Source organism: Psychrobacter maritimus (genome assembly GCF_029953575.1).
Classification (GTDB): domain Bacteria; phylum Pseudomonadota; class Gammaproteobacteria; order Pseudomonadales; family Moraxellaceae; genus Psychrobacter; species Psychrobacter maritimus.
Genome location: NZ_CP124526.1, coordinates 410281 through 435182 on the forward strand (window position 1 = coordinate 410281; position 24902 = coordinate 435182).

24 protein-coding genes are annotated in these 24902 nt (G+C 44.3%); 10 read left to right on the forward strand and 14 right to left on the reverse strand.

Annotated features, from left to right (window positions below; genetic code table 11):
- Nucleotides 1-47: 47 nt before the first annotated feature.
- Nucleotides 48-956, reverse strand: coding sequence for a LysR family transcriptional regulator (locus tag QJS82_RS01805; RefSeq protein WP_281491035.1), 909 nt, complete (start codon nucleotides 954-956; stop codon nucleotides 48-50).
- A gap of 194 nt (nucleotides 957-1150) precedes the next feature.
- Between QJS82_RS01805 and QJS82_RS01810 the strand changes: the two genes are divergently transcribed.
- Entirely contained in the window at nucleotides 1151-2275 is a 1125-nt protein-coding gene (locus QJS82_RS01810; protein WP_281491036.1) for an S-(hydroxymethyl)glutathione dehydrogenase/class III alcohol dehydrogenase, read from the forward strand.
- A 106-nt stretch (nucleotides 2276-2381) separates the two neighbouring features.
- On the opposite strand, the gene QJS82_RS01815 is transcribed toward QJS82_RS01810, so the two are convergent.
- Both QJS82_RS01815 and QJS82_RS01820 read right to left on the reverse strand, forming a co-directional pair.
- Nucleotides 2382-2630 carry a DUF2164 domain-containing protein gene (locus QJS82_RS01815; RefSeq protein ID WP_281491037.1) on the reverse strand — a complete coding sequence of 83 codons (249 nt, stop codon included), beginning with the start codon at nucleotides 2628-2630 and terminating at the stop codon, nucleotides 2382-2384.
- A gap of 118 nt (nucleotides 2631-2748) precedes the next feature.
- The gene (locus tag QJS82_RS01820; protein WP_281491038.1) at nucleotides 2749-3423 is read right to left on the reverse strand and encodes a DsbA family oxidoreductase; all 675 of its coding nucleotides are present in this window, start codon (nucleotides 3421-3423) and stop codon (nucleotides 2749-2751) included.
- Between the two features lie 498 nt (nucleotides 3424-3921).
- Here QJS82_RS01820 and QJS82_RS01825 point away from each other — a divergent pair, with 498 nt between their 5' ends.
- The 5 genes from QJS82_RS01825 (at nucleotide 3922) to QJS82_RS01845 (ending at nucleotide 10467) form a co-directional block, all read left to right on the forward strand.
- Nucleotides 3922-5073: an acyl-CoA dehydrogenase family protein gene (locus QJS82_RS01825; protein ID WP_281491039.1), complete on the forward strand. Its 1152-nt coding sequence runs from the start codon at nucleotides 3922-3924 to the stop codon at nucleotides 5071-5073.
- A gap of 108 nt (nucleotides 5074-5181) precedes the next feature.
- Nucleotides 5182-6387, forward strand: a complete 1206-nt coding sequence (locus tag QJS82_RS01830) for an acetyl-CoA C-acetyltransferase (RefSeq protein WP_281491653.1) — start codon at nucleotides 5182-5184, stop codon at nucleotides 6385-6387.
- A 56-nt stretch (nucleotides 6388-6443) separates the two neighbouring features.
- Complete coding sequence (locus QJS82_RS01835) at nucleotides 6444-8630, forward strand: 3-hydroxyacyl-CoA dehydrogenase NAD-binding domain-containing protein (RefSeq protein WP_281491040.1); 2187 nt, start codon at nucleotides 6444-6446, stop codon at nucleotides 8628-8630.
- On the forward strand, nucleotides 8623-9738 hold the full coding sequence (locus QJS82_RS01840; protein ID WP_281491041.1) for a CaiB/BaiF CoA transferase family protein: 1116 nt from the start codon (nucleotides 8623-8625) through the stop codon (nucleotides 9736-9738). The genes QJS82_RS01835 and QJS82_RS01840 overlap by 8 nt, the downstream gene beginning before the upstream one ends.
- A 207-nt stretch (nucleotides 9739-9945) precedes the next feature.
- The gene (locus QJS82_RS01845; protein WP_281491042.1) at nucleotides 9946-10467 is read left to right on the forward strand and encodes an HdeD family acid-resistance protein; all 522 of its coding nucleotides are present in this window, start codon (nucleotides 9946-9948) and stop codon (nucleotides 10465-10467) included.
- Between the two features lie 111 nt (nucleotides 10468-10578).
- Here QJS82_RS01845 and QJS82_RS01850 read toward each other — a convergent pair whose 3' ends face one another.
- The 6 genes from QJS82_RS01850 to QJS82_RS01875 all read right to left on the reverse strand — a co-directional run bounded on the left by QJS82_RS01850 (nucleotide 10579) and on the right by QJS82_RS01875 (nucleotide 15134).
- Entirely contained in the window at nucleotides 10579-11238 is a 660-nt protein-coding gene (locus QJS82_RS01850; RefSeq protein WP_281491043.1) for a class I SAM-dependent methyltransferase, read from the reverse strand.
- Nucleotides 11239-11654: 416 nt separating this feature from the next.
- Nucleotides 11655-12269, reverse strand: coding sequence for a hypothetical protein (locus tag QJS82_RS01855; protein WP_281491044.1), 615 nt, complete (start codon nucleotides 12267-12269; stop codon nucleotides 11655-11657).
- A 54-nt stretch (nucleotides 12270-12323) separates the two neighbouring features.
- On the reverse strand, nucleotides 12324-12950 hold the full coding sequence (locus tag QJS82_RS01860; protein WP_201563180.1) for a hypothetical protein: 627 nt from the start codon (nucleotides 12948-12950) through the stop codon (nucleotides 12324-12326).
- Nucleotides 12951-13079: 129 nt separating this feature from the next.
- Nucleotides 13080-13829: a PhnD/SsuA/transferrin family substrate-binding protein gene (locus QJS82_RS01865; protein ID WP_281491045.1), complete on the reverse strand. Its 750-nt coding sequence runs from the start codon at nucleotides 13827-13829 to the stop codon at nucleotides 13080-13082.
- Between the two features lie 3 nt (nucleotides 13830-13832).
- Nucleotides 13833-14327 carry a PAS domain-containing protein gene (locus QJS82_RS01870; protein ID WP_201619697.1) on the reverse strand — a complete coding sequence of 165 codons (495 nt, stop codon included), beginning with the start codon at nucleotides 14325-14327 and terminating at the stop codon, nucleotides 13833-13835.
- 444 nt (nucleotides 14328-14771) lie between these two features.
- On the reverse strand, nucleotides 14772-15134 hold the full coding sequence (locus tag QJS82_RS01875; protein WP_281491046.1) for a roadblock/LC7 domain-containing protein: 363 nt from the start codon (nucleotides 15132-15134) through the stop codon (nucleotides 14772-14774).
- Between the two features lie 691 nt (nucleotides 15135-15825).
- On the opposite strand from QJS82_RS01875, the gene gdhA reads away from it, so the two are divergent.
- The 4 genes from gdhA to QJS82_RS01895 all read left to right on the forward strand — a co-directional run bounded on the left by gdhA (nucleotide 15826) and on the right by QJS82_RS01895 (nucleotide 20009).
- Nucleotides 15826-17172 (forward strand): NADP-specific glutamate dehydrogenase, encoded by a 1347-nt coding sequence (gdhA, locus tag QJS82_RS01880; RefSeq protein ID WP_281491047.1) that lies wholly within the window; start codon nucleotides 15826-15828, stop codon nucleotides 17170-17172.
- Nucleotides 17173-17613: 441 nt separating this feature from the next.
- Nucleotides 17614-18450, forward strand: a complete 837-nt coding sequence (locus QJS82_RS01885) for an amino acid ABC transporter substrate-binding protein (RefSeq protein WP_201563174.1) — start codon at nucleotides 17614-17616, stop codon at nucleotides 18448-18450.
- Complete coding sequence (locus QJS82_RS01890) at nucleotides 18450-19187, forward strand: amino acid ABC transporter permease (protein ID WP_281491048.1); 738 nt, start codon at nucleotides 18450-18452, stop codon at nucleotides 19185-19187. The genes QJS82_RS01885 and QJS82_RS01890 overlap by 1 nt, the downstream gene beginning before the upstream one ends.
- 78 nt (nucleotides 19188-19265) lie before the next feature.
- Nucleotides 19266-20009 (forward strand): amino acid ABC transporter ATP-binding protein, encoded by a 744-nt coding sequence (locus QJS82_RS01895; protein ID WP_281491049.1) that lies wholly within the window; start codon nucleotides 19266-19268, stop codon nucleotides 20007-20009.
- Between the two features lie 173 nt (nucleotides 20010-20182).
- On the opposite strand, the gene QJS82_RS01900 is transcribed toward QJS82_RS01895, so the two are convergent.
- The 5 genes from QJS82_RS01900 to QJS82_RS01920 form a co-directional block, all read right to left on the reverse strand.
- Nucleotides 20183-21064 (reverse strand): IS982 family transposase, encoded by an 882-nt coding sequence (locus QJS82_RS01900; protein ID WP_281490813.1) that lies wholly within the window; start codon nucleotides 21062-21064, stop codon nucleotides 20183-20185.
- Between the two features lie 143 nt (nucleotides 21065-21207).
- On the reverse strand, nucleotides 21208-22155 hold the full coding sequence (locus QJS82_RS01905; protein ID WP_281491050.1) for a DMT family transporter: 948 nt from the start codon (nucleotides 22153-22155) through the stop codon (nucleotides 21208-21210).
- Nucleotides 22156-22402: 247 nt separating this feature from the next.
- Nucleotides 22403-23065 (reverse strand): anthranilate synthase component II, encoded by a 663-nt coding sequence (locus tag QJS82_RS01910; RefSeq protein WP_281491051.1) that lies wholly within the window; start codon nucleotides 23063-23065, stop codon nucleotides 22403-22405.
- A 33-nt stretch (nucleotides 23066-23098) separates the two neighbouring features.
- Nucleotides 23099-24517, reverse strand: a complete 1419-nt coding sequence (locus tag QJS82_RS01915; RefSeq protein ID WP_281491052.1) for an anthranilate synthase component I family protein — start codon at nucleotides 24515-24517, stop codon at nucleotides 23099-23101.
- A gap of 72 nt (nucleotides 24518-24589) precedes the next feature.
- The gene (locus QJS82_RS01920) at nucleotides 24590-24895 is read right to left on the reverse strand and encodes a Trp family transcriptional regulator (RefSeq protein WP_281491053.1); all 306 of its coding nucleotides are present in this window, start codon (nucleotides 24893-24895) and stop codon (nucleotides 24590-24592) included.
- Nucleotides 24896-24902 lie beyond the last annotated feature (7 nt).

Sequence of the window (24902 nt, forward strand, 5' to 3'; positions counted from 1 at the left end):
TATAATAATGAGCAGCTTTTATTTCAAATTGACACTTTCAAGCTTTATTAAGCCAAACGCTCTGCCAGATAATCTACTAGCAATCGAATCTTTGGCGATAAATGACGGTTGTGCGGATAAATAGCCCAGATGCTTTCTTCAGGCTCTCGATAGTTATCCAATAAGCTGACCAGCTCGCCTGATGCTAAGTATTTTTGCACATAATAGTCAGGCAACTGCACGATACCCAGACCTTTTAACGCCGCATCAACTAGGCTATGACCGCTGTTATATTGCACCGTGCCAGACACGCGCAGGTTTTTTTCTTTATCAGCGTTTTTTCCATAATCTGTTTTTTTAGAATCCGTTTCTTTAAAATCTATAAAGTGCCAATAATCACGAGTGCCAAGTAAGCAGTTATGCTGACTCAGATCGCTCAAGGAACTTGGTGTGCCGTACTTTTCGAGATAAGCGGGCGCAGCACAAACGAAGTTGGTACGACGGCTAAGTTTTTTTGCCATCATCGTCGAATCGCTTAATTTACCAATACGAATCGCTAAATCATAGCCGCCATCAATTAGATCGATTTTTTGATTACTCAAAAAAGCCGTCACTTCGATATCACTATATTGCACCATGAAATCATTGACCAGTGGCAACAGTTGCTGCTCGCCATAAGTGACAGGAGCGGTCAGTTTAATCCTGCCTTGCGGCTTTGATTGTAAGTTACTCACCGCTTGCTCAGCAGCATCCAAGCCATCGAGCACACCGCGGCAGTGCTGATAAAACACGCGGCCTTCTTCTGTCAGTGATACCTTGCGCGTCGTACGATAGAGTAATTTAATATTTAGGCGTTTTTCTAAAGCGCTTATCTGTCGACTGACTTGCGCGGTTGAGATGCCCAATTCTTTTGCCGCACGCGTAAAGCTCTCGTGCTCTGCTACATAGACAAACTCACTAATACCATCCCAGCGCATGATTATTACCACTGTGTAAAAGATATTTGCAAATATAGCACATTGTTATCATTTCAGAAACGACTATAATGATTAGTATAAAATCAAACTTTTTACAGACCGCAACAATGGTGGCTTGCCTCTACTCAATCAGCACTATAAGCTAAATTGGTCTGGGTGTAATCAATGATAAATTAATTAAAAGAGAGAATATTATGTCAGATAAATTTATTAAATCTAAAGCCGCCATTGCTTGGGGGCCAAATGAGCCACTATCTATCGAAGAAGTGGATGTGATGCTGCCACGCAAAGGCGAAGTGCTGGTAAAAATCGTTGCTAGTGGCGTCTGCCACACCGATGCGTTTACCTTATCTGGTGAAGACCCAGAAGGCGTATTCCCAGCTATCTTAGGTCATGAAGGTGGCGGTATCGTCGAGCAAATTGGCGAAGGCGTAACCAGCGTGCAAGTCGGCGATCATGTTATTCCTTTATACACCGCAGAGTGCGGCGTCTGTAAAATGTGTACTTCAGGTAAAACAAACCTGTGTTCAGCCGTACGCGAAACCCAAGGTAAAGGCTTAATGCCAGACGGCACCACGCGTTTTTATAAAGATGGTGAGCCAATCTATCACTACATGGGTTGCTCAACTTTCTCTGAATATACGGTGTTGCCAGAGATTTCCTTAGCAAAAGTGAACAAAGAAGCGCCGTTAGAAGAAGTTTGCTTGCTCGGTTGCGGCGTCACCACTGGCATGGGCGCAGTCATGAATACGGCAAAAGTTGAAGAGGGCGCGACCGTTGCTATCTTTGGTCTAGGCGGTATTGGACTATCAGCGGTTATCGGTGCACAAATGGCAAACGCCAGCCGTATTATTGCGATTGATATCAACGAAAGTAAGTTTGAGCTTGCCAAAAAATTGGGCGCAACAGATTGTATTAATCCAAAAGATTATGACAAGCCAATCCAAGAGGTCATCGTTGAATTGACTGATGGCGGCGTTGATTATTCGTTTGAATGTATCGGTAATGTCGATGTCATGCGTTCAGCGCTTGAGTGCTGCCATAAAGGTTGGGGCGAATCGGTTATCATCGGTGTTGCTGGTGCTGGGCAAGAAATCTCAACCCGTCCATTCCAGCTAGTGACTGGTCGCGTCTGGCGCGGCTCAGCATTTGGCGGCGTAAAAGGTCGCTCAGAGCTGCCCGGCTACGTTGAGCGTTATTTAGCAGGCGAGATTCCACTACAGGATTTCATCACCCATACCATGCCATTAGAAGATATCAATGAAGCCTTTGATTTGATGCATAAAGGTGAGAGTATCCGTACGGTTATTCATTTTTAAGCATCATTATTAATAATAGGGATTGTAAATTTAGCCTTTTAAAATAACAGTGTTATAAAATAAAAATGCCGCCCTTATTATGGGGCGGCATTTTTATGTTTATCGTTTAGTCTTTTTTAAAGCTATGCATATCTTCTAGCACTGCCGTGAATCTATCGTATAGCCAAGGTTCAATATCATCAATCACTTGACTATATAAATGTGGACCTATGGTTTCGATAATAAAGTCTAATAAAAACTTAGCGGGCAGATTGCCAATATCGACATCAAACTCTGCGTTCATATAATCTCTCAGCTTATCCAAAACGATTTCTTCTGCTTCATCTGATAAGGTAAGCAGTTTGTCTTTGCTCATATAAAACTATTCCTAAGAGACATGCCAATGACAATGTCCAATGTTTAAATAATTACTGAAATTTCAATGATAGCTAAATGTTAAATAACCGTTAAATTAAGCAGTACTCATTTATTACCTACTCTTGCATAGTGGCCAATTGCTCTAAAATATTGACGTAATTTTCCACGCCCTGCGCGCCGCTGACCAAATGTCGCTCGTTAAAAATCATCGCCGGTACACTTTGAATGCCTTGCTGTTGCCAATGCTGCTCTTCTGCACGTACATCTTTAGCAAAACGCTGCTCTTCTAATACCGCGAGCGCCTCGCTACGATCAAGTCCTACTTCCGCGGCAATATCAGCAAGCACCGCATTATCAGAAATATTGCGACCCTTGGTAAAGTGAGCGCTGAATAACGCCTGCTTTAAATCATGCATCGGCTTTTGCCCTTGCTGACCTGCCCAGTACAGCAGCTGATGCAGATTAAAAGTATTGTGCATACGGGTATCGTCATTGAAATTAAACTCAAAACCGACTTCGGAGCCTGCCTCAGTCATTCTAATGCGGCTAGCGTCCGACTCTTCCTTGCTTGAGCCATATTTTTCCATGATATGCTCGCGTAAGTTTTGTCCTTCGCTTGGCATATTGCTGTTTAGCTCAAACGGATGCCAATGTATTTCATGTTCGGTATTGGTTTGCTTAAGCGCCTCAGCCAATTGACGGTAGCCGATAATACACCAAGGGCAAACCACGTCTGAGACGATATCGATGCGTAGTGGCTGTTTTGATAATGTCTGTTTTGAATTTTCCATAAATTTCTGCCCATTTTATTGTTGATGTTTTATTTGTTTATAAAGGGTTTTTATAAGGAGGTTTATAAGTAATTGGGATAAAGAATTGAGAGTATCTGCTGTGCCAAATTATCGTAGCTTGTTCTAATACCTAATACCTAATAAATGCGGATAGCGAGTAGAGGTTATATTAACCCAAAGAAGTCAGATAGTTTGACTAAAACACACAACCCATACACTCAAGAATTTGGCGCGAAACCATCATAAGAGACATTGGTTATCAGTATAAAATGTCTGAGATACCTGATATTGCTAACTGATTAGCGCTAAGCAGCCGAGGATTGTTAGCCAAGAAAATGCCGATAGTTATCAATCAATAACTCAGTTATGATATTGATAAGCCCGAATAGCCTATTTACGCTCAAAATCGCGGCTGGCTTGATAAGTAATGAAAGCAATATCAAGCTTATACCTATTAATGAATACTAATGCTGACCAATTAAAACCAAGGATGGATCAATGACTATTGCCTGCTTTAAGCCAAAATGGATGGACGAAGAGATTGAGATGCTGCATGAGAGTGCGCTTAAAGTCTTTAGAGATTGGGAAGCGCATGATGAAAAATGGCGTGAAAATGGCATGCTCGATCGTGAGGCTTGGCTAGAAGCTGGCGAGATGGGGTTTTTATGTGCTTCAATGCCAGAAGAATACGGCGGCGCCGGTGGTGATTTTCGCCATGAAGCGGCGCTGATTTATGCACAATCTGAAGCCAATCAAGCAGGTTTCGGCGGCTTTTTACATTCAGGGATTGTCGCGCCTTATATTTTGCATCATGGTACTGAAGCGCAAAAACAGGCATGGTTACCCAAAATGGCAACCGGCGAGTTAATCGGCGCAATAGCGATGACTGAGCCGGGCACAGGCTCAGATTTGCAAAACATCAAAACCTATGCAGTCAAAGACGGCGATGATTATATTATTAACGGCTCAAAGACTTTTATTACCAATGGTCAACTGGGTAATTTAATCATCGTTGCCTGCAAAACTGACCGCTCCCTTGGCGCTAAAGGCGTCTCCTTAATTGTGGTCGAAACCGACAATGCGCCGGGGTTTGAGCGCGGTAAAAAGCTCAAAAAACTTGGCATGGCATCACAAGATACTTCTGAGTTATTTTTTAATAATATGCGCGTGCCGCAAGCCAATTTATTGGGTACGGTTGAAGGCTTAGGCTTTGCACAATTGATGCAAGAGTTACCGCAAGAGCGTTTGATTGTGGCATTAGCAGCGATTGGGGCGATGAAACTGGCATTGGACTTGACCATTGATTACACCAAAGAGCGCACCGCTTTTGGCAAGCCTGTTTGGAGCTTTCAAAATACCCGCTTTAAATTGGCCGAATGTAACAGCCATTATATTGCCTCTAGTGCCCTGTGCGATGCCGCTATCGAAGCATTAGTAGAGCATAAACTAACGGTACAGCATGCTGCTTTAATCAAATATTGGGTAACCGAAAAACAATGTATCGTCATGGATGAGTGCGTACAGTTATTTGGCGGTTATGGCTACATGATGGAGTATCCGATTGCGCGCTTATATGCCGATGCGCGGGTGCAAAAAATCTACGGCGGTACCAATGAGATTATGAAAGAGCTTGCGTCACGCTTTATGTAATTTTTCATTTAAACCAATCTTTAAGACTACAGGTTTTTGAAACTACAAGTTTCTAAAATTACAGGCTTCTAAGATTATAAATTTTTAAGACTATAAGGACATAGCATGATTCAGACGGCTTATATTTATGACGCCATTCGTACCCCGCGCGGCAAAGGCAAAGCGGGCGGCAGCTTAAACCAAGTAACGCCCATTTGGCTGGTTCGCACCTTACTTAATGCCATGCAGCAGCGCAACGATTTAGATACCAGCTTGGTCGATGATGTGGTGCTTGGCTGCGTGACGCCAGTCGGCGAACAAGGCGCAGACATTGCCCGCATTGCGGTCATTGATGCAGGCTGGCATGAAAGCGTCGCTGGGGTGACCTTGTCGCGTTTTTGCGCCTCCGGGCTTGAGTCCATTAATCTTGCCGCCAGTAAAATCATGTCGGGGATGGAGGATATGGTGGTAGCAGGCGGCGTTGAATCGATGAGCCGTGTACCGATGGGCTCAGATGGCGGTGCGTGGGCAACCGATCCGCGCGTGAATGCCGCTACTGGCTTTGCACCACAAGGGGTGGGTGCTGATACCATTGCAACGCTTGAAGGCTTTAGTCGTACGGATGTCGATGCTTTTGCCACCGAGTCACATCAGCGTGCTGCTAACGCATGGGCTGCTGGCTACTATGATAACGCGGTAATATCTGTGCATGATTTAAATGGACGTTTGCTACTTGATAAAGACGAGACCATTCGCCCTAACACCACGGTTGAGACGTTAGCAGGATTAAAACCGTCTTTTGCCAAGCTTGGCGCGATGGGCTTTGATAGTGTTTTGCTAGATAAATACACCAGTATTGAGCGTATCAATCATGTCCATCATGCGGGTAACTCCTCCGGTATCGTTGATGGCGCGGCGCTTTGTTTATTGGGTAGTGAAGCGGCGGGTAAAAAAGCAGGTTTGCGTCCGCGGGCGAAAGTCATTATGGCCTCAGTCATCGGTTCTGAGCCGTCTATTATGCTGACTGGTCCAACGCCTGCGTGTCAAAAAGCGCTGAAAAAAGCCGGTATGACCGCCGCTGATATTGACCTATGGGAGATTAACGAAGCCTTTGCGGCGATACCGATGAAAACAGCAAAAGACTTAGGTATCTCACTCGATAAAGTCAACGTCAATGGCGGTGCGATTGCCATGGGTCATCCATTAGGTGCAACGGGTGCGATGCTGCTTACTACCGTCCTTGAAGAGCTTGAGCGTCGTAACCTAAAAACCGCCATGATTAGCTTATGCGTTGGTGGCGGTATGGGCATCGCGACCATCATTGAGCGTGTATAAGTTATCGTTAGTAATAGTGGTTAAATAAGACATTTTAATATCAGAAAGGAAGAATAATGAGCATGGACTGCACCCAAATAATTAATGAGCTGGCAAACTTTTCTGCTAAACGTGATGATGAAGGTATTGTGACCGTCACTATTGCTCAAGCTGATCGAAAGATGAATGTGATTGATGATAATTTTAATCACTCGTTTGCAGCTTTAAGCGACGCTTTTATCAATGATGAATCCGCTAAAGGCTTAATTATCACCTCAGGTAAAGACAGTTTTATTGCGGGCGCTGATATCGATCAGCTGGCGAACATTCAAACCCATGAGCAAGCTTTTGAGCTGGTTGAAAACCTTAAATCAAGCATGCGTCAACTTGAGAAATGCGGTAAACCTATCGTTGCTGCGATGACTGGCACTGCGCTTGGCGGTGGCCTTGAGGTAGCGTTAGGCTGTCATTATCGATTGGCTATCGATGCGCCTACTGCCAAGTTTGGCTTGCCGGAGGTAAAGCTAGGTCTATTGCCCGGTGGCGGTGGTACTCAACGTCTGATGCGCCTCATCGGCATGCAAAAGTCGCTTGAGATGATGACTCAAGGTCAGATAGTCAGTGCAAGCCGGGCAAAGGAGCTGGGCTTTATCGATGCGTTGGCAAGTGATAAAGCTGAGATGCTCAGCCAAGCTAAAGCATGGATTAAAGCCAATCCTAACGCGCAGCAGCCATGGGATATCAAGGGTTTTAAAATTCCAGGTGGCAATGCCAATCAGCCAAAAAACGCGCAAATGCTCTCTATTGCCCCAGCGCTAGCCTATCAAAAATCACATGGCAATTATCCAGCGATTATTCATATTATGTCCTGTGTCTTTGAGGGCAGCTTGCTCGATATCGACGCTGGGCTTGAAGTGGAGTCCAATTACTTTGTCGCTTGTGTGCTATCGCCCGAATCGAAGAATATGATTACCTCGATGTGGACGCAGCTTAATCAAATTAAAAAAGGTCAGTCACGTCCTAAGGGTTTTGAGCGTCAAACAGTAAATAAGGTTGCAGTACTTGGCGCAGGGATGATGGGCGCGGGGATTGCTTATGTTGCTGCCAAAGCGGGTATCGATGTGGTGCTATTAGATACCAGTATTGAGAACGCCAATCAAGGCAAACAGTATTCAGAAAAGCTATTGGATAAAGCCATTAGTTGCGGTCGCTCAAACGCTACCAAAAAAGCAGCGTTATTAAGTAAAATCCAAACCACGACATCTTATAACGATATTGCAGGTTGTGATTTGGTCATCGAAGCGGTGTTTGAAAATCGTGATATTAAAGCCAAGTGCACCGAGCAGGCCGAAGCGATTATCCCTGAATCAGCCGTTTATGCGTCTAATACCTCAACCATTCCTATCACCAGCTTAGCAGTAGCAAGCAAACGTCCGACGCAATTTATTGGGCTGCACTTTTTCTCGCCCGTCGATAAGATGCCCTTGGTTGAAATTATTATGGGCGCGCAGACCGATGATGCCACGTTAGCAAAAGCCTTTGATTTTGTGCTGCAAATTGGCAAGACGCCTATCGTCGTCAATGACAGTCGCGGTTTTTATACCTCGCGCGTGTTTGGCACTTATGTGTCAGAGGGCATCGCGATGTTAGGCGAGGGCGTGCATCCGCGCCGTATCGAGGTCGCAGGTCTTAAGGCCGGCATGCCGATGCCGCCACTGGCGCTGGAGGACGAAGTCTCGCTTGATTTATCGATGTTGATTATGGCGCAGTCTAAAAAAGATACCCTTGCTGAGGGTAAAGAATGGGTTAGCCACCCTGCAGAAGCGGTACTTACCACGCTGGTAAAAGACCATGAACGTTTGGGTAAAAAAGTCGGGAAAGGTTTTTATGATTATGCGCAAAATGCTGAGGGTAAAAATGATAAGCAGCTATGGCCCGCGCTGACTGAGCTATATCCGCCATTTGCTGAACAACCTAATATGCAAGAGCTGATTGATCGCCTGCTTTATATCCAAGCCAATGAGTCAGCGCGCTGCTATGAAGAAGGGATTTTGCGTTCTGTCGCTGAAGTCAACGTAGGCTCTATCTTTGGTTGGGGTTTTGCCCCGCATCAAGGCGGCACCTTACAGTTTATCAATGCCACAGGTGTAGAGCAGTTTGTTGCGCGTAGTCGCGAACTTGCCGCAAAGTATGGGGCGCGTTTTGAGCCTGCCCATATTCTGATTGAGATGGCTAATAAAGGCGAGGTGTTTGCAGATGGTTAATAGTAATTCAACGCCAAGCTCTTCGATTAACAATCATTCAATGACAGATATGATGGCTGATTGCTTAAATGGTTTAAAGGTAGTCGACTTGACCCGTAATCTACCCGGTCCATTTGCCACCAGATTACTTGCTGATTTGGGAGCAGAGATTGTCAAAATCGAACCAGAAAACGGTGACCCAGGACGGGCGTTTGGTGAATTGTTTAAAGCTTTAAACCATGGGAAGCACTGCGAAAAAATCGATTTTCGCAATGCAGCAGGGATTGAAACTATCAAAGCCCATATCAAGGATGCTGATGTCATGCTTGATAGCTTTCGTCCTGAAGTGCTGCTAGGTATGGGTTTAGATGCTGCCACTTTACATGCCATTAATCCAAAGCTCGTCATGGTATCTATCACTGGTTACGGGATCGCTGATGGCCTTGATGAACCAGCTGAATCTTGGACGGCCAAAGCGGGTCACGATATCAATTTTATGGCGATGAGTGGGACTTTGGCACAATTAAAGACTGCTACAGGCGAGCAAGCCATGCCCAATATGCAGTTTGCCGATTTGGCTGGCGGCAGTGACACCGCCGTCATTGCCTTGTTGGCAGCGGTATTTGCTGCCAAAAACACGGGGCGCGGACGCCATATCGCCGTCAGCATGACGCATAGTTTATATCATCATTTAGTAATGCCAAAAGCAACTGCCGATATGATGGAAAACATAAATGGACAACGCCCAGAGCCTCAGAATGATTTTTTAGGCGGCGTGTTACCTTGCTATCGGTTGTATCAAACCCAAGACGGTCGGTATATGGCAGTCGGCTCATTAGAATTTAAATTTTGGCGATTGTTGTGCGAGACGTTGGATTTGTCTGAATACGTTGATGCTCATTGGCAGCGCGGCTTTATGCCAAATACCGCTGAAAGTAAAAAAGCCGAGCAAGCCATGATAGAAAAGTTTGCCAGTCAGACACTGGCGCATTGGCAAGAAATATTTAGCGCCGTTGATGCTTGCGTGACGCCAGTGCTCACGCTTGCAGAAGCGCAAGGCCATCCGCTCTTTGCCCATCAAGATAAGTATCAGGCGACGGCTGGCTGGCAAGTGCTCGCGATGGCATGATTTATCATTAGGTAGCTGAAAGATAAGGAATAGGAATGTGAGCGGAGAAATAGGGGTGTAATTAGAATATCAGTTAGCAGGCTTATGATGACAATACAATGCCCACGCTTAGATAGTAACAGGACTATTTGAGTCTATTACGACCGTCATACAAGAGTGTAAATGCTCTCCTCCTATTTAATTTTTATTAAATAGGAGGAGAGTCTTATGAGTCGTACATTATGGCTGGTGGTTGGTATCATTAGTATTCTTGGCGGTATCTTTGCTTTTTTCAATCCTCTTAGCGCCAGTTTCGCTGCTGAACAACTGGCTGGATTCGTCTTTCTTCTGGTTGGTATTTTGCAGTTTATTGCCCTGTTCCGTGCTTATACCACGACGGGTAAAGTGCTAGCGGCCATTGGCGGTGTGCTTGGCATATTTATCGGTATTGAGCTGCTACAAAACCCGCTACAAGGTATTTTAACCTTGACCATGGTAATTGCTATCTTATTTATGGCAACGGGTATTGTCAGAGTGATAGTGGCTTTTGGTTTACGCCGAACGGTGACTTTTGTGCCGATATTAATCTCAGGGCTTATCTCGATTGCGTTGGCTATCATGATATTTACCAGCTATCCGCAGTCAGCGACCTATATTCTCGGCGTCCTATTAGCCGTTGAGCTGATATCTAATGGCATCTCATTAATCATGTATTCACGTGTGCAACCACCTTTGGTTAGACGCTTATAAACTTGTAAACCTATAAATGACACTAGCAATAAATCACGCTATAAAATGCATAAAAAAGACGCCGCGGAATGGCGTCTTTTTTTATTCTATAAGCTATTAGTTTTTCAGATTTTAACGCGAAAAGGTCAAAATATGCCCTTTGAATGGTAGTTCAAGATAAGTGGTGTCCTCAGGTTTAACGTGCTTACTGCTAAAACCAAATTCAGCCATCTTATTGGTCAACTTGTTTTTGCGCCCGCGCCCAGGGTCAACGACAATAACTTCACAAGTTGGCAGTGCATGACGCTCAATAAACTCCGCCAAGATATCGATATGCTGGTCTTCATACAGCAAATCGCTACCGATAATGATATCAAACTTGCCAAGATGGCTATTGTCTTCAGCCCAGTCTAAACGCTCAAAGTTAATTTCTTTATTATTATTTAGCGTGGTGTTTCTATCCAAAAAGTACTCAACCGTCGGATGGTAATCAGTCGCTGTAATATCGGCATGGCGATGGTTAAGCAATAAGCTTGATAGTGCCATACCGCAGCCAACTTCCAAGATACGCTTGCCCGCAATATCATAATCAAGCATATGATTGGCGAGCACCAAGCTTGATGGCCAAATCACGCCAAACATCGGCCATGACGCCGAGCAAATACCGAGGTCTGATGCCTCATTATCAGGGTCACTAAATTGTTGATTGTCACGTAAAGTACAAATGTGGATGTCGGTGTTGCCAATTTCAATCGTTTGATAACGCACGCGCACGGTGGTCAGCGAAGTCATAAACTGTCCTAAAAAATAAGCAAGAATGCAAGGTTTGGCAAAGGCTGCCACTTTCGGGGATTATAATTAGTAAAAGGGTGGGTTAACGCTTGGAGATGGGAAAATGTAGCAATATTTAAATATAAGAATGTAGAAATGTTATAAAAATCTGTATAGCTATACAGTATGCAAAATAATCAAATGGTTGCAGCTAGTATGACCTAACATTTGACAAGTTGTTGTTAATTCTAAGGGTATTATTATTACTGTGTGATTTTATAAAAATAGAAGCCGATTTTAGACAGATAGTTATTATTATAATGTTTAAGCTATAGCTATAAAAATGCACCGCTTATGGTTAAAGGGCGCATTTATATGAAACAGCTAGCTTGATTCAGTACGAATTTAATGAATGATGGTGTTAATAAAGAACGGGTTTAATTCCTAAATCTAAGCCCAGAGGTTTTAAGTGCCCATACCAGCTCAACAAAGGCGCGATTGTTGGTCAAAGGTTCGCCATCGATGATAAGTACGTAGCCTGAGCCATCAATCCATAAAAACACAAAGCTGGTTTCAGGAATCAGCAAATCGACTTGCTGAAAGAAAGAAATGGCTTGGCTTTCTACCGCCCAGCCGCGTTGTTTTTGGCGCAACATAAAACCTGAAAAGTCAGCTGCCGCCACACTCAGCATGTCGGCTTCTTCTTGGCTATAGCCAATCCGCGCCAGACAAAAACCTTCATCAGAGCCAATTGCTGCGCGGCGTTTCCCAGACAAGCTTGAAACCACATAGGGTAAAAACTGGTCTAATGGCAAGTTTGGCGCGGGCAAAAATAGCGACAGCTTCTCAATCCAGCCATGCTCTAAAAAGCTGTCTAGCCATTGGTCAGAATAACGCTCGAGCCAATCAGCGGCTAACAAAGTCTCGTTATAAGACAATAAGTCCTGTAGTGATAACTGCTCAGCCGTTGGTTCACTTTGCGAAAATGCCTCAAAAATGCCGGCTGGGGTCAAAGTCAGATAGGTTTTATCAGCGTTTAAATAAGAAGACATAGCGGCTACCCGTTAGATGGATTTTTTATAATGGTATTAAAAATGATTGAGGCTCTAAGCGTCTTGTACATTTTTAGTTTGGTCAAGTTTTTGCTGACAATGATTCCAGCGCTCATCAAATTGCCAATCGCTTTTACCCAAGCGAAACCACACCAAGGAGAACGCCAAACGGTCATGACGCGCGATACAATGGGCAAAAAACTCGTTTTCGATTTGTTCTATGGTGTCCCAGTCTTGATTATCACGTGCGAGCATCAAGTCGCTGGTGATATCTTTAGCGATTTCTTTGGCATCATCACTACTGATGCGCAGCCGCTGGCTTTGTTCATTTAACGATGGCGATACCAGTACGCTCCAGCGCGTTGCTAGCATGCTGTTTTTTTGAATATAGCTTTTTTTATCAATACAATCACGAAAGCCTTGCTCGATATGCGGCAGCATGCGACCTTGCAAGCGGGTAAACATATTGGTGACATCATAGGGGATGTCATACCAGCAGCCATAAAAGAAGTCGGCCACCGCGCCTTGTAGCGGCTCTTTCTCGTTTAGCAGTAGCGCAGCATTGATACGTTGTTCGTGAAAATGGCGATTGTTGGGGGCGATAAATATCTTACGTGAGTAAAGACGATAGACGCGCCGCGCCGCCATTTCACTTTCTTTGATGAGATCTAAATCAGACATAAGCGTGTCCTGTTAGTCATAGCTATTATTCAATAAGTGCGGTTTAACAGTTATTGTTTAGCGCTATTAAACAACCACTATGACTTAAGTAAGATGCCAATTAACCATGAATCATGAACAATGAATCTGCTAATCAAGTAAGGTTTGCATCAAATCAATCATAAATTCAGCGTCTTCTTCATCCATGGCTTCAAAACCTTGCGGCATGCCAAGTTCAGCTAATGCTTCTTTACCATCATCATCGTTATGCAGATTAAGAATCGCATCCATCAAGATATCAGTATCAGGGAAGCCGTCTTTAATCAGTAAGACGTGGCTGATATCTGCCAAATCACTCTCAATTAGCACTGATAGCTGCGCTTTGGTTAGACGTGAAAAACTATGGAAAATATCCGCCATAAAGAACGCTACTTGCGCATCACCTTTAATCACTTGGCGCGCTGCCGCTTGATAAGTCTCAGTCACCGTCCAATTAAGGTCGGCTTCTGCTATATCAACCGCTTCAAGCAGACGTAAACCAATGAGCTTGACATCGCGATTATCGGCCATCGCCACGGTAGCGCCAGCTTTGATATCCTCTAGGCTATTGATATCGCTATTGGCGGCAGCGGCGATGACCATCTCATCAGATTTGCCGATAGGACGTGCAACCGTACGGTAGCCTTGCTCACGGATAAGGGTAGCAGCATCAAAAGGGTTGGCATAAATAACCTGAATATCACCTTGATTGATAATGCCTTGTTGCTCAGCCTGCGAGTCGGGTATGTTTAGGTGCATATTGAGATTGGCACGCTTTTGAATCAAAGTGTTAAACATGTGCCAGCCTGCAAAACGCTCAGGCGAAAAATCAGGGGCGATTAACATATTATGTGTCGTCATGATTTAGCCTTCCTCGTCTTGTTTCATTTGGGCATATTGAGCGATTGCCGCATCAATCTTGCTGCGTGATGGCTTACGGCGCACCGAAGTATAGCCAACGGTTTCGCCGCGGCGTACGTTTGGCACCACAGTGGCATACACCCAATAATGGCTGCCATCTTTGCATAAGTTTTTCACATAGCCATGCCATTTTTGCCCAGCAGCAGCGGTCGCCCATAAGTCTTTATAGGCCGCTTTTGGCATGTCAGGGTGACGTAAAATATAATGCTGCTTGCCGATTAATTCATCGACGTCATAGCCGCTAATCTCAACAAAGGCATCATTAACGTGCGTCAAAACACCGTTTAAATCGGTACGTGACACAATCAGCTTACCGTCAGGGTAAGGGCGTTCGATACCGGTATCATAAACAGTGCGCGAAGTGCCATCGTGATAAGTCATGCTGACTTGTTCGGCAGGCATCTCAGGCTTCATGGCGTCGGGGAGTGGAGAACCCATTGTAATCTCCTTTATTTATCATTATTTTGATAATTATTAAAAAGCGGATTTGGTTTCAGTTTATGGTCTTAAACGTATCTTTAAAACGTATCATGTAAGCCGCTGTCTGAAACCAAATGGTTAAAATCAAGTATAAAATTTATCTGCTAAAACTGTTAAGTAAGGCTCGATATATGCTTGATACTGGCTTTATAGTGATGAATCTTGCAAAGGCACCCAGAAACTAAGCAGGTATCAATCTTAATCATCTATATCAACAACTCAACAACCACCTATTCAACAATCAAGCATTCAATATAAACAGTGTGCATTACCTTAAATAATTTTTATAAGACAGAGCGTCAATTTTAATTTAAAGTGTTGTTTATTAAAATATTGTTTCTAAAGCGATTTATCGTATGAATGTGGCATAACACTGTATCGACAAACCTTTAAAATTAGCAATTAAATCAGTTTTGTAAGGGCTTCAGAGGCCCGTTTAATGTCTAAGAAAATCAAGCCTAATTTGGCATTTGGTTTTGCCATAATGGTTAATACCGCTTCATCGCCTGATGAGGTCATAATCACGTAGCCTTTTTCGCCTTGGATCATAATACGGTCGATGCTACCACGAGCCAATTCACGAACTGCGCGGTCACCCAATGACAGTAAAGCGGCAGACATCGCGCCAACACGGTCTTCATCAACGCCTGTCGGCAAGGCTGATGCAATCATAAGACCGTCGTTAGAGATAAGGGCAGATGCTTCCACATCGGCTGATGAGCTGTTTAGGTCTTCTAAGATTTGCTGGAATGAATCTGTACGCATAACAATTTCTCTGTAACGAGTGATTAAATGGAAAAAGTGACACAATAAGAAGGAATAAAATCTTCAATAGTCTTTGATGAGCGGGCAATATTATAAACCCTTACTATTGGCATGGATATAGAGAAACTCTTGTTAAAGGCTGAAAGTTGCTTATTTTTAACCTTTGAGTGCACTTTTCTGACCGTCTGTTTTAGACAATCTTTTATTAGTAAATATAAGTCGGTTATTATTAATATGTTTTACCAGTTTGAATCTTTTTTAATAATCTCAATCGTTAAATAAAACAGTGAATGCCATGTCATCGCCTTATGTTTTGTCTATGCAATGGCATGAAAAAAGCCAAATAAATGTAAAGGTTTTTTGACCGATGAGTTTTCACGACCACGTCGTCGATAGCCTATAATGAGAAAAATGTCCATTATAACTTTTCATGATGGCGATATTTACTAGACTTATACACCAAAAAAATGATATATAGTTATGAGATAAAACTTGTTTGTGCTTCTGGGTTTATGATTTAGAAACACAATCAGTTGGCTTCTAATCCCACCAGTTCCTATACCTAGCACCCAGCAGCGTATAGGCACGATTTCAATCCCACGCTCGCGTTTTGCATCCCATCGTTTGCGGTTAAGCGATAAAACGCCGGTGTAAATCAGCATGATTACAATTTTTACCCTAAGGAACCTATATGAGTATCAGTCAGGCAATCGAAAAAGTCGAAGCACGTTACGCCCACCAACCTGAGTTTATTCAGGCGGTAAAAGAAGTTGCAATCACCATTGCTCCGCTATACGACGCCCACCCGGAATATGATACTTTTAAAATATTTGAGCGCCTGGTTGAGCCTGACCGTGTTTTCGCTTTTCGTATCAACTGGGAAAACGATAAAGGTGAAGTACAGGTAAACCGCGGCTGGCGTGTGCAGTTCAGTAATGCCTTGGGTCCTTATAAAGGGGGCGTGCGCTTCCATCCTACCGTCAACCAATCGGTACTAAAGTTTTTAGGGTTTGAGCAGATTTTTAAAAACGCATTAACAGGTTTACCAATGGGCGGCGCTAAAGGTGGTGCTGATTTTGATCCTAAGGGTAAGTCTGACAGCGAAATCCGTCGTTTTTGCTACGCCTTTATGCGTGAGCTGCATCCGTACATCAGTAAAGATATTGATGTGCCGGCTGGTGATATCGGTGTCGGTGGGCGCGAAGTCAGCTATATGTTTGCGATGTATAAGAACCTGACGCGTGAGCACGGCGGTGTCTTGACTGGTAAGGGCGTGGGTTTTGGTGGTAGCTTGATGCGTACCGAAGCGACTGGCTATGGCGCGGTTTATTTCTTAGAGAGCATGCTTGCTGCGCAAAACGACAATATCAAAGGCAAAAAGGTACTGATATCAGGTGCCGGTAACGTGTCACTACATGCTGCTGAAAAAGCGCATATGCTGGGTGCAACGGTACTGACCGTATCTGACTCACAAGGGACGCTTTATGATGCAAACGGCATGGATCAAGAAAAAATTGATTGGCTAAAACAGCAAAAATCCCAAAGCAAGCCATTGTGTGACTATGTCGATGTGTATGGTGGTGAGTGGTTGGCCAAGCAAAAGCCATGGCATATCAAAGGTGATATCGCCATTCCATCAGCGACCCAAAACGAAGTCAACGAAGACGATGCCAAATTAATGGTTGAAAACGGCATCAAATATATTGCCGAAGGCGCTAACATGCCATTGACCGCTGAAGCGATTGATTACGTTCGTCTGCACCGTGTGCACTATGCGCCAGGTAAAGCGGCCAATGCCGGCGGTGTTGCCGTCTCTGGTCTTGAGATGTCGCAAAACTCAGTACGCCAATATAAAACCTTTGAAGAAGTCGATGAGCGCTTAAAGTGCATTATGAAAAACATTCATGACTGCGCGGCTGAAGCGTCAGAAAATTATGGTCAGACTGATAATGGCTATATCGACTATATGACCGGTGCCAATATCGTTGGCTTTAAGCGTGTGGCTGATGCGCTATGTGCTTATGGGATTTTGAACTAAGCATTTCTTAAAAACTAACGCTGTCTCTTAAAAGCCGCGCTTATCTTATATGATAGGCGCGGCTTTTTTATAGCTGGTTTTATGTAAAAGTTTGAGACATAAATATTTATCAGCCAGTAGATGCTAGCAATCTTACCCATGCTCACTGTTTTTGTACGTTTATTCTTACCCAATTACGTTAGTATAGGAGTAAGTCAGTGTTGCATAATCAGCATGGTCGGTTAAAATTATTATTAATGTTAACCGTCACTTAGCGTGACCAATGCAACATAATATAAAAACAGTATTGAAAAATATCTTTAGCATCCTCAAATCGGGAAGCCAAAGCCAAGCATGACAGTCAATAGGCGCGATTTTTAGTCAAAACTGTTTGCTCGTTTTCTCCCTATTTGTTGGTCTGATATTTTTTTGCATTATTCACCTACTTTATAAGGACGTCTTATGAAACGTCGTACTCTTTTAGCCCTTGCCGCCAGCACCGTACTGCTTGCCGCTTGTAATCAGTCACCTACTACTGACGCCGAAACCAATGCAGCTGACAGTGCCGCAACAGGTGGTTCTGATTTGCTCCAGCGTATCAATAATGGCGGCACCATCAACGTCGGTACTGAAGGCACTTATCCGCCGTTCACGTATCATGATGAGAGCGGTAAGCTTACTGGTTATGATGTCGAAGTGACGCGTGCCGTTGCTGACAAACTAGGCGTTGAGGTTGAATTTAAAGAAACCCAGTGGGATGCGATGCTGGCAGGACTTGACTCCAAACGTTTTGATATGGTCGCCAATCAGGTCAGTCTAACCACGCCTGAGCGTTTAGCAAAATATGATAAAGCGACCGCTTATAGCTGGTCAGGCGCGGTAGTATTAGCACCGACTGATGATAATCGTTATAGCTCGTGGGAAGGCCTAAAAGGTCTACGTTCAGCGCAGTCGCTTAGCAGTAACTATGGCGAGCTAGCAGAGCGTTATGGCGCAGAAGTCGTCCCTGTAGACGGTATGGCGCAAGCGATTCAATTGGTCAAACAAGACCGCGCTGACTTTACCATGAATGACAACCTTGCCGTATTAGATTATCTAAAGAAATTCCCAGACAGTGCGCTTGAGATTAAACTAACGGCCCCTGTTAGTGAGCAGACCGGTTCGGGATTGGTATTGCTAAAAGGTGATGATGCCGTTGTTGCAAAACTAGACGAAGCCATGGCCGCGCTAATCGCCGATGGGACGCTAACCAAACTTAGCGAAGAATTCTTTGGTGCTGATATAAGTCAACAAAAATAATGCTCGCTTCTATCACGTCTATGCTAGCTGAACTACTGGCATTATTGCCATTTATGGATCCTGCGCGGGCGCAAATCGTTATCAATTCGTTTTGGCCAATGCTCAAAGGCGGTATCTATTATTCGATACCGCTGGCATTGATTTCATTTGCGATTGGTATGGCCATTGCGCTGACAGTGGCGCTGATTCGTATCGTGCCGCGTGCTGGCTGGTTCCATGAGATTATCTATAGACTTGCCCGTATTTACGTGTCTGCCATTCGTGGCACGCCGATGCTCGTGCAGCTGTTTATTATCTTTTATGGGCTGCCGAGTGTTGGTTTAAAGCTTGATCCATTTCCATCTGCGATTATAGCTTTCTCGCTAAATATCGGTGCTTATGCGTCAGAGACGGTGCGTGCCTCGATTTTGTCTATTCCAAAAGGGCAATGGGAAGCAGGCTCAACCGTCGGCTTGACGTATCTACAGACCTTTCGCCATGTGATTTTGCCGCAAGCGTTACGCGTTTCAGTACCACCGTTATCCAATACCTTTATTAGTTTGGTAAAGGATACGTCGTTGGCGTCATTGGTACTGGTCACTGAGCTGTTTAAAGAAGCGCAGATTATCACCGCGCGTAACTATGAGTTTATGCTGGTCTATACTGAAGCCGCCATTATCTATTGGGGTATCTGTCTGTTCTTGACCTTTATCCAAGGTAAGCTTGAAACCCGACTCGACCGCTATGTGGCTAAGTAGTTTATCTGCTCATCTACTCATTTTACGACAGTTTTAGCAATATCCGCATGTAGCATTAACCGCGTAACAGGAACTTTTATGATTCAAGTCAGCAATATTCACAAAGCCTTTGGTAGTAATCAAGTGCTCAAAGGCATTGATTTGACCATTCATAAAGGTCAAGTGGTTGTGATATTAGGGCCGTCAGGCTCGGGTAAAACCACCTTTTTGCGCTGCTTAAATGCACTAGAAATCCCTGATCAAGGGGTTATTGCTTTTGATGATGGTAGTTTGACGGTCGACTTTGCTACTAAGCCTAAAAAGAAAACCTTGCTGGCACTGCAACGTAAAGCTGGGATGGTATTTCAGTCTTATAATTTGTTTCCGCATAAGACCGCGCTTGAAAACTTAATGCTTGGGCCGACGGTGGTACAAGGGCAAAGCAAAGCGCGAGCACGCGAGCAGGCTTTAGCATTACTCGAAAAAGTCGGGCTCTCGGATAAAGCGGATTTGTACCCATTTCAGCTATCTGGTGGTCAGCAGCAGCGAGTTGGTATTGCGCGTGCGCTGGCTATTGAACCGTCGTTACTGTTGTTTGATGAGCCAACCTCGGCGCTTGATCCAGAGCTGGTGCAGGATGTCCTTGGAACCATGAAGCAGCTGGCCTCTGAAGGCTGGACAATGGTTGTGGTGACCCACGAGATTAACTTTGCCCGTGATGTCGCTGATCATGTGGTCTTGATTGAAGACGGTGTGGTGGTCGAAGAGGGCAGCGCGCAGCAGTTGTTTGAGGACTCAAAGCATCCACGTACGCAAGCGTTTTTACAGCGTATTGTGCAATAGTAAGAATGATTTAAGGTGTTAATCAAATTTTTATAGCGGAAATACTTTACTGTTTAAAGTAAGGTTTTAAGACCTTTACCAGCTGTTAAGCAAAAGCCCCAACGATATTTTATGGTTGGGGCTTTTTTTAACCCCAGTTCGGGATAAGCCACATTGTAACTCATTGATACTATTTACAATGTGGCTACCTGTCCCTGCTGAGGCATGTTTTTGATGGTGGGTTTATAGGGAAACCAGCAATAAGCAATTAAACCTGACAGCAAGTTTGTGATAAACCCCGTGACACTACGATGGCGTGAGTGTTCGATTTGGCACAAGTTTTTAAGCTCTCCAAACACCGTTTCAACCAAAGAGCGATGATTGAGTAGCGCCTCATCCATCGGTTTGAGTACTTGCGGTTTCATATTACGCCGAAGTTTGGTTATCAACGTGGTATCACTGTGTTTTGTGAGCCACTCGTTTAGGGCTTTACTGATATAGCCTCTATCCCCAAACACCTTGCCAAACACAGGCGTTGCCATATCCTTAACAGGCACTCTGTCATCCGTATTACCCGCAGTGACTTTAACGGATACAAGCTCGCCCTTATGATTGATAATGGCGTGCAGCTTAAAGCCATAGAACCAGCCCATGCTGCTTTTGCCTCGGGTTGCAAGTCCCTTAAAGACTTTATGACGGTAGATACGCTTGTTATGACAAACTGCTATCTTGGTTGAATCAATATAGCTGATACCTGTACAGTCGCCCATTATGCTTTGCAAGTAGCTGCACAGTGGCATGATACTGCGCGGCACTAGCTCTATAAATCGCGAGTAGCTCGGCAGATTTGGAAACTCCCGTTTCATCATGCCAAGCATGTGATGGTAGTAAAAAGACTTAAACTGTCGATAACGCAGTTGATGAAACAGTACCAAGATGGTCATCATCTCTGCTACACTTATCTGGCATGCTCTTAGCCGTTGACGGCCCGTTGCGATTAAATGAGCGTCAAACTCAGGTTTGAATTGCTGATAAAAGTCGTCAATATGGCAGTATAGTTCGGTTAGGTTGTCCATGTAAGAAGTCCTTTTTGCTTAAGTGGTCTTGGTAAACTTACTTTAGCAACTTCGGACTTCTTTTTTTATCTTTTTTTTGAGCCCTTATCCCGAACTGGGGTTTTTTTATTTAATTGTTATTTTCTAAAGATTAAAAAGCAGCATTAAACCTTTTGCCGTCTTCTTAACCAACGCGGTACACGAGTGGTCGTACCATTTAATACCGCATTAAATAAAGCCGCTAGTAGAATTAATACCACGCCTAAATATTGAATCCATGATAATGATTGATGCAGTAATAGCGTCGCTAAAGCAATCGCGGTTAAAGGCTCAAAGATAGTAAACACCGATGCACGAGTAGCAGGCAGCTTCTCTAATGCCTTCATATAGAGGGCAAAGGGCACAACGGTTCCAATCAAAGACAGTCCCAAGGCGTAGCCCCAAGTGTGCAAAGGCAAGGTCAATAATTGCCCATACGTTTTATAGGTCTCGGGTAGTAAAAGCAATACGCCAGCACTGATAACAATAGAGGTAAAAAATACCAAAGGAGCAGGGTGCGCATAGTGCATAGCGCGCTTGCCGAGTACGCCATAGAGGGAATAACACACGCCTGATAGCAGCCCAAGCACGATGCCCCAGTTGACCTGTGCCGCGTCGCCTAACATGGTTAGACCAACACCGAATACCGCCATAAGCGCCAGTAATGCCGACTGCCGAGTAATGGACTCATCAAGCAAAAATGCCGAAAATAATAAGCTAAAAACGGGCGCGGTATAAAGCAAGGCAACGGCAGGACCTGCACCAACATAGATAACGGCAAAGAAATAGCATACCGACATACCGAGTACGCCAATTAACGATTGTATCGCCAGTCCAAGCCACTGCTTTGGACGCAGCTTAATGAGGTATGGCCATAGCTTTGGTAACATAATGAGAATAAGGAAAGCGGCAGTCACAATACGCAAAATCGTAATTTGCCAGCCACTCAAGCCGATTTGATTGAGGTAGGTCGAAAATATTCCCAAAGTACCCCAGCAGACAGCGGCCGTGATAATTTGAATGGTGCCTATCCATGACTGCCGCGCTGACATTGCGCTACCGGTGTTTGCCATATCACTCTCTATTTTATTTCCTAGAAAATTTAAACAATAAACTGTGTAAGCTTTTTAGCTAATGGCACTTTTTTGACTTGGTGCTCATTGCCCATTGCCCATTGCTCAATCCTATGCTGAAATAACAAAAGACAACCTTGTTAAAGGCTGCCTTTTGTTTGTTATTTTCAGTCTAACATTAAAGCGTTAATGAAGGATTAACACAAGTCCATTAAACTTAAAATTCAATTTACTTGGGCTGCATGATTTAAACTTGCAGTAAAAAATTGCTTAGCAAGCGCTTAGCCCCTTCCGTCGCAAAGGACTCTGGGTGGAACTGTACGCCTTGAATCGGATATTCTGTATGCTGCAATCCCATAATCTCATCACCGGCTAGCGCCGACTCAGCCAAACTTAAATCATGATGTTCATCATTAGCAACGACGGCGGTGACGGTTAAGCAGTCAGGTAAGGTATCTGCTTCCACCATTAAAGAGTGATAGCGCATGATTTCTATCTCTTGTGGCAAGCCTTGATAGACACCTGCATTATCATGGCGAATGGCTGAAACTTTGCCATGCATCGGTACGCCAGCTCGTACCACATCACCGCCAAATACATGGGCGATACCCTGCATACCCAAGCAGACGCCAAGAAGCGGCGTTGTTTTGCCCATAACCTCAATCACTTCTGCACAAATACCGAAATAAGCGGGGTCATCAGGGGCACCAGGGCCGGGTGAGATAATGATACGGTCAAGATTCATTGCTTGCACATCAGCCAAGGTAATCTCGTTATTACGCTTGACGATGACGTTGGCTGCTTCTTTAGTACCGTCTTTATCACTGTCCATGGTTTGCAGAATCTCACCGATATATTGATAAAGATTAAAGGTAAAAGAATCGTAGTTATCGATAATTAAAACATTCATAAGTCATAAGCTCTTTGCTGAAATATAGGGAGTTTAGGCTGTCATAAAGCTGTCTAAGACCACTTTCATGGCAGAAAGCTTACGCTGAATTTCTAAGTATTCATCAGCAGGGTTGGAGTCGTAAACATTGCCGCCGCAGGTTTGCGCATAAGCCGACTCACCATTGATAAATAGACTGCGAATAGGAATGGCAAAGATACAATCGCCATTAAAGTTAAATGATCCAAGCGCACCGCCATAAGCACCGCGACCATCTGGCTCTAGCTCATTGATGACTTTGATTGCTTCGACCTTTGGCGCACCTGACAATGTCCCAGCGGGGAAGTTGCTGGCAAGGGCGCTAAACATATCTTCATCAGGATGCAAGATGCCGACGATTTCAGAGGAGATATGTTGGACGTGTGAGAAGCGTTTGATGTCCATTAGGCTACGTACTTTTACCGTACCAAAGCGTGCGACGCGCCCGATATCGTTACGGTGCAAATCCACGAGCATATTGTGCTCGGCAATCTCTTTAGCATCGTTTAGCAAAGCGCGGGCAAGCTTACGGTCTTCTGCAATATCGACGCCGCGCTTGGCGGTGCCTGCGAGAGGATAGGTTTCCATCTCACCTTGACGTAAGCGAAACAGTAGCTCAGGGGAGGCGCCAATGATGCATTGCTGAGCAAATTTCATAAAGTACATATGCGGTGACGGATTGACCGCGCGCAGCTTTTCATAAATCGGCATTTTGTCGCCTACAATGCGGTATTTGGATTTAAAGCCAACCTCACACTGAAAGATACGCCCAGAGATGATGTCTTCTTTGACTTGCATGACGACTTTGGCATGCTCCTCTTGGCTCATACCGTCACCCAAAAACTCAACGGTGGGCGGCTCATAATTTGGAATGGGCGCAACTAGTAAAGCTTTGATTTGCTCGATACGATTGTCTTGCTGCGCGGTTGGATAATAAAAATAGAAAATCTCGCCGGTCATCTTATCGAGTGTCAGACCATCTAAATAGACACCAAATTTAAAGGGTTCAAAGTCGTCACTGGCTTTAGCATTGAGACTTGGCTCAAAGAAATTGACACTGTCATAGCCTAAATAACCAACCAGTCCACCGCTTTGATCGCGAGCAATAACGTGCTGTGGGGTAATTTTACGCAATAGCTCGTAAGGGTTGTCGGTTTGATAATGACTGGTTTCAGCGGTTTTATTATCAGTAATCGCTAAAGTTGTACGGTCGATAGCGGCAATGGTCATAACGGGGTCAAAGCCAATGGCATGATGGCGCGCCATATGACCGTCTTCACCCAATGATTCGAGTAAATAACAGGTCTCAAAAGCGCGCTCAATACGTTTAAATAGTGCGAAAAAATCAATATCTTGCGTGAGTTTAATGCGCTGTGGCTTACTAGGAATATCAATAGCAGCAGGTTGGTCAGGCTTGGAGGTAGCAGAGGTCATAACAAGGTCCAAAATAGTTCAATGATTTATCAGATAAAAATCAGGCACAAAGAAATCGTGCTTTTTGATGAATTAAGCGTCTTTTATAGATGTGCTTTTTATAGATGTATTTTCTCTATGAGTCTTTAATAAAGCGCTCACATCATGCACTTGCATGGCTTTAGCGCCGCGCGAAACAGTGGCGATACCAACACCCAGTTGTTCAGATATCTCACGCTGGGTCACACCGCGCTCAAGCAAGTCAAAAATACGGATACGATTGGCGATTTCTTGCTGCTCTTTATCGGTCAATAGCGCACTGAATAACCGCTCAATAGCGGCACTGTCACTGCAATTTGCGAGATGAATTAATAAACTGTGATAGGGGTTAGTGCTCATAGTATGT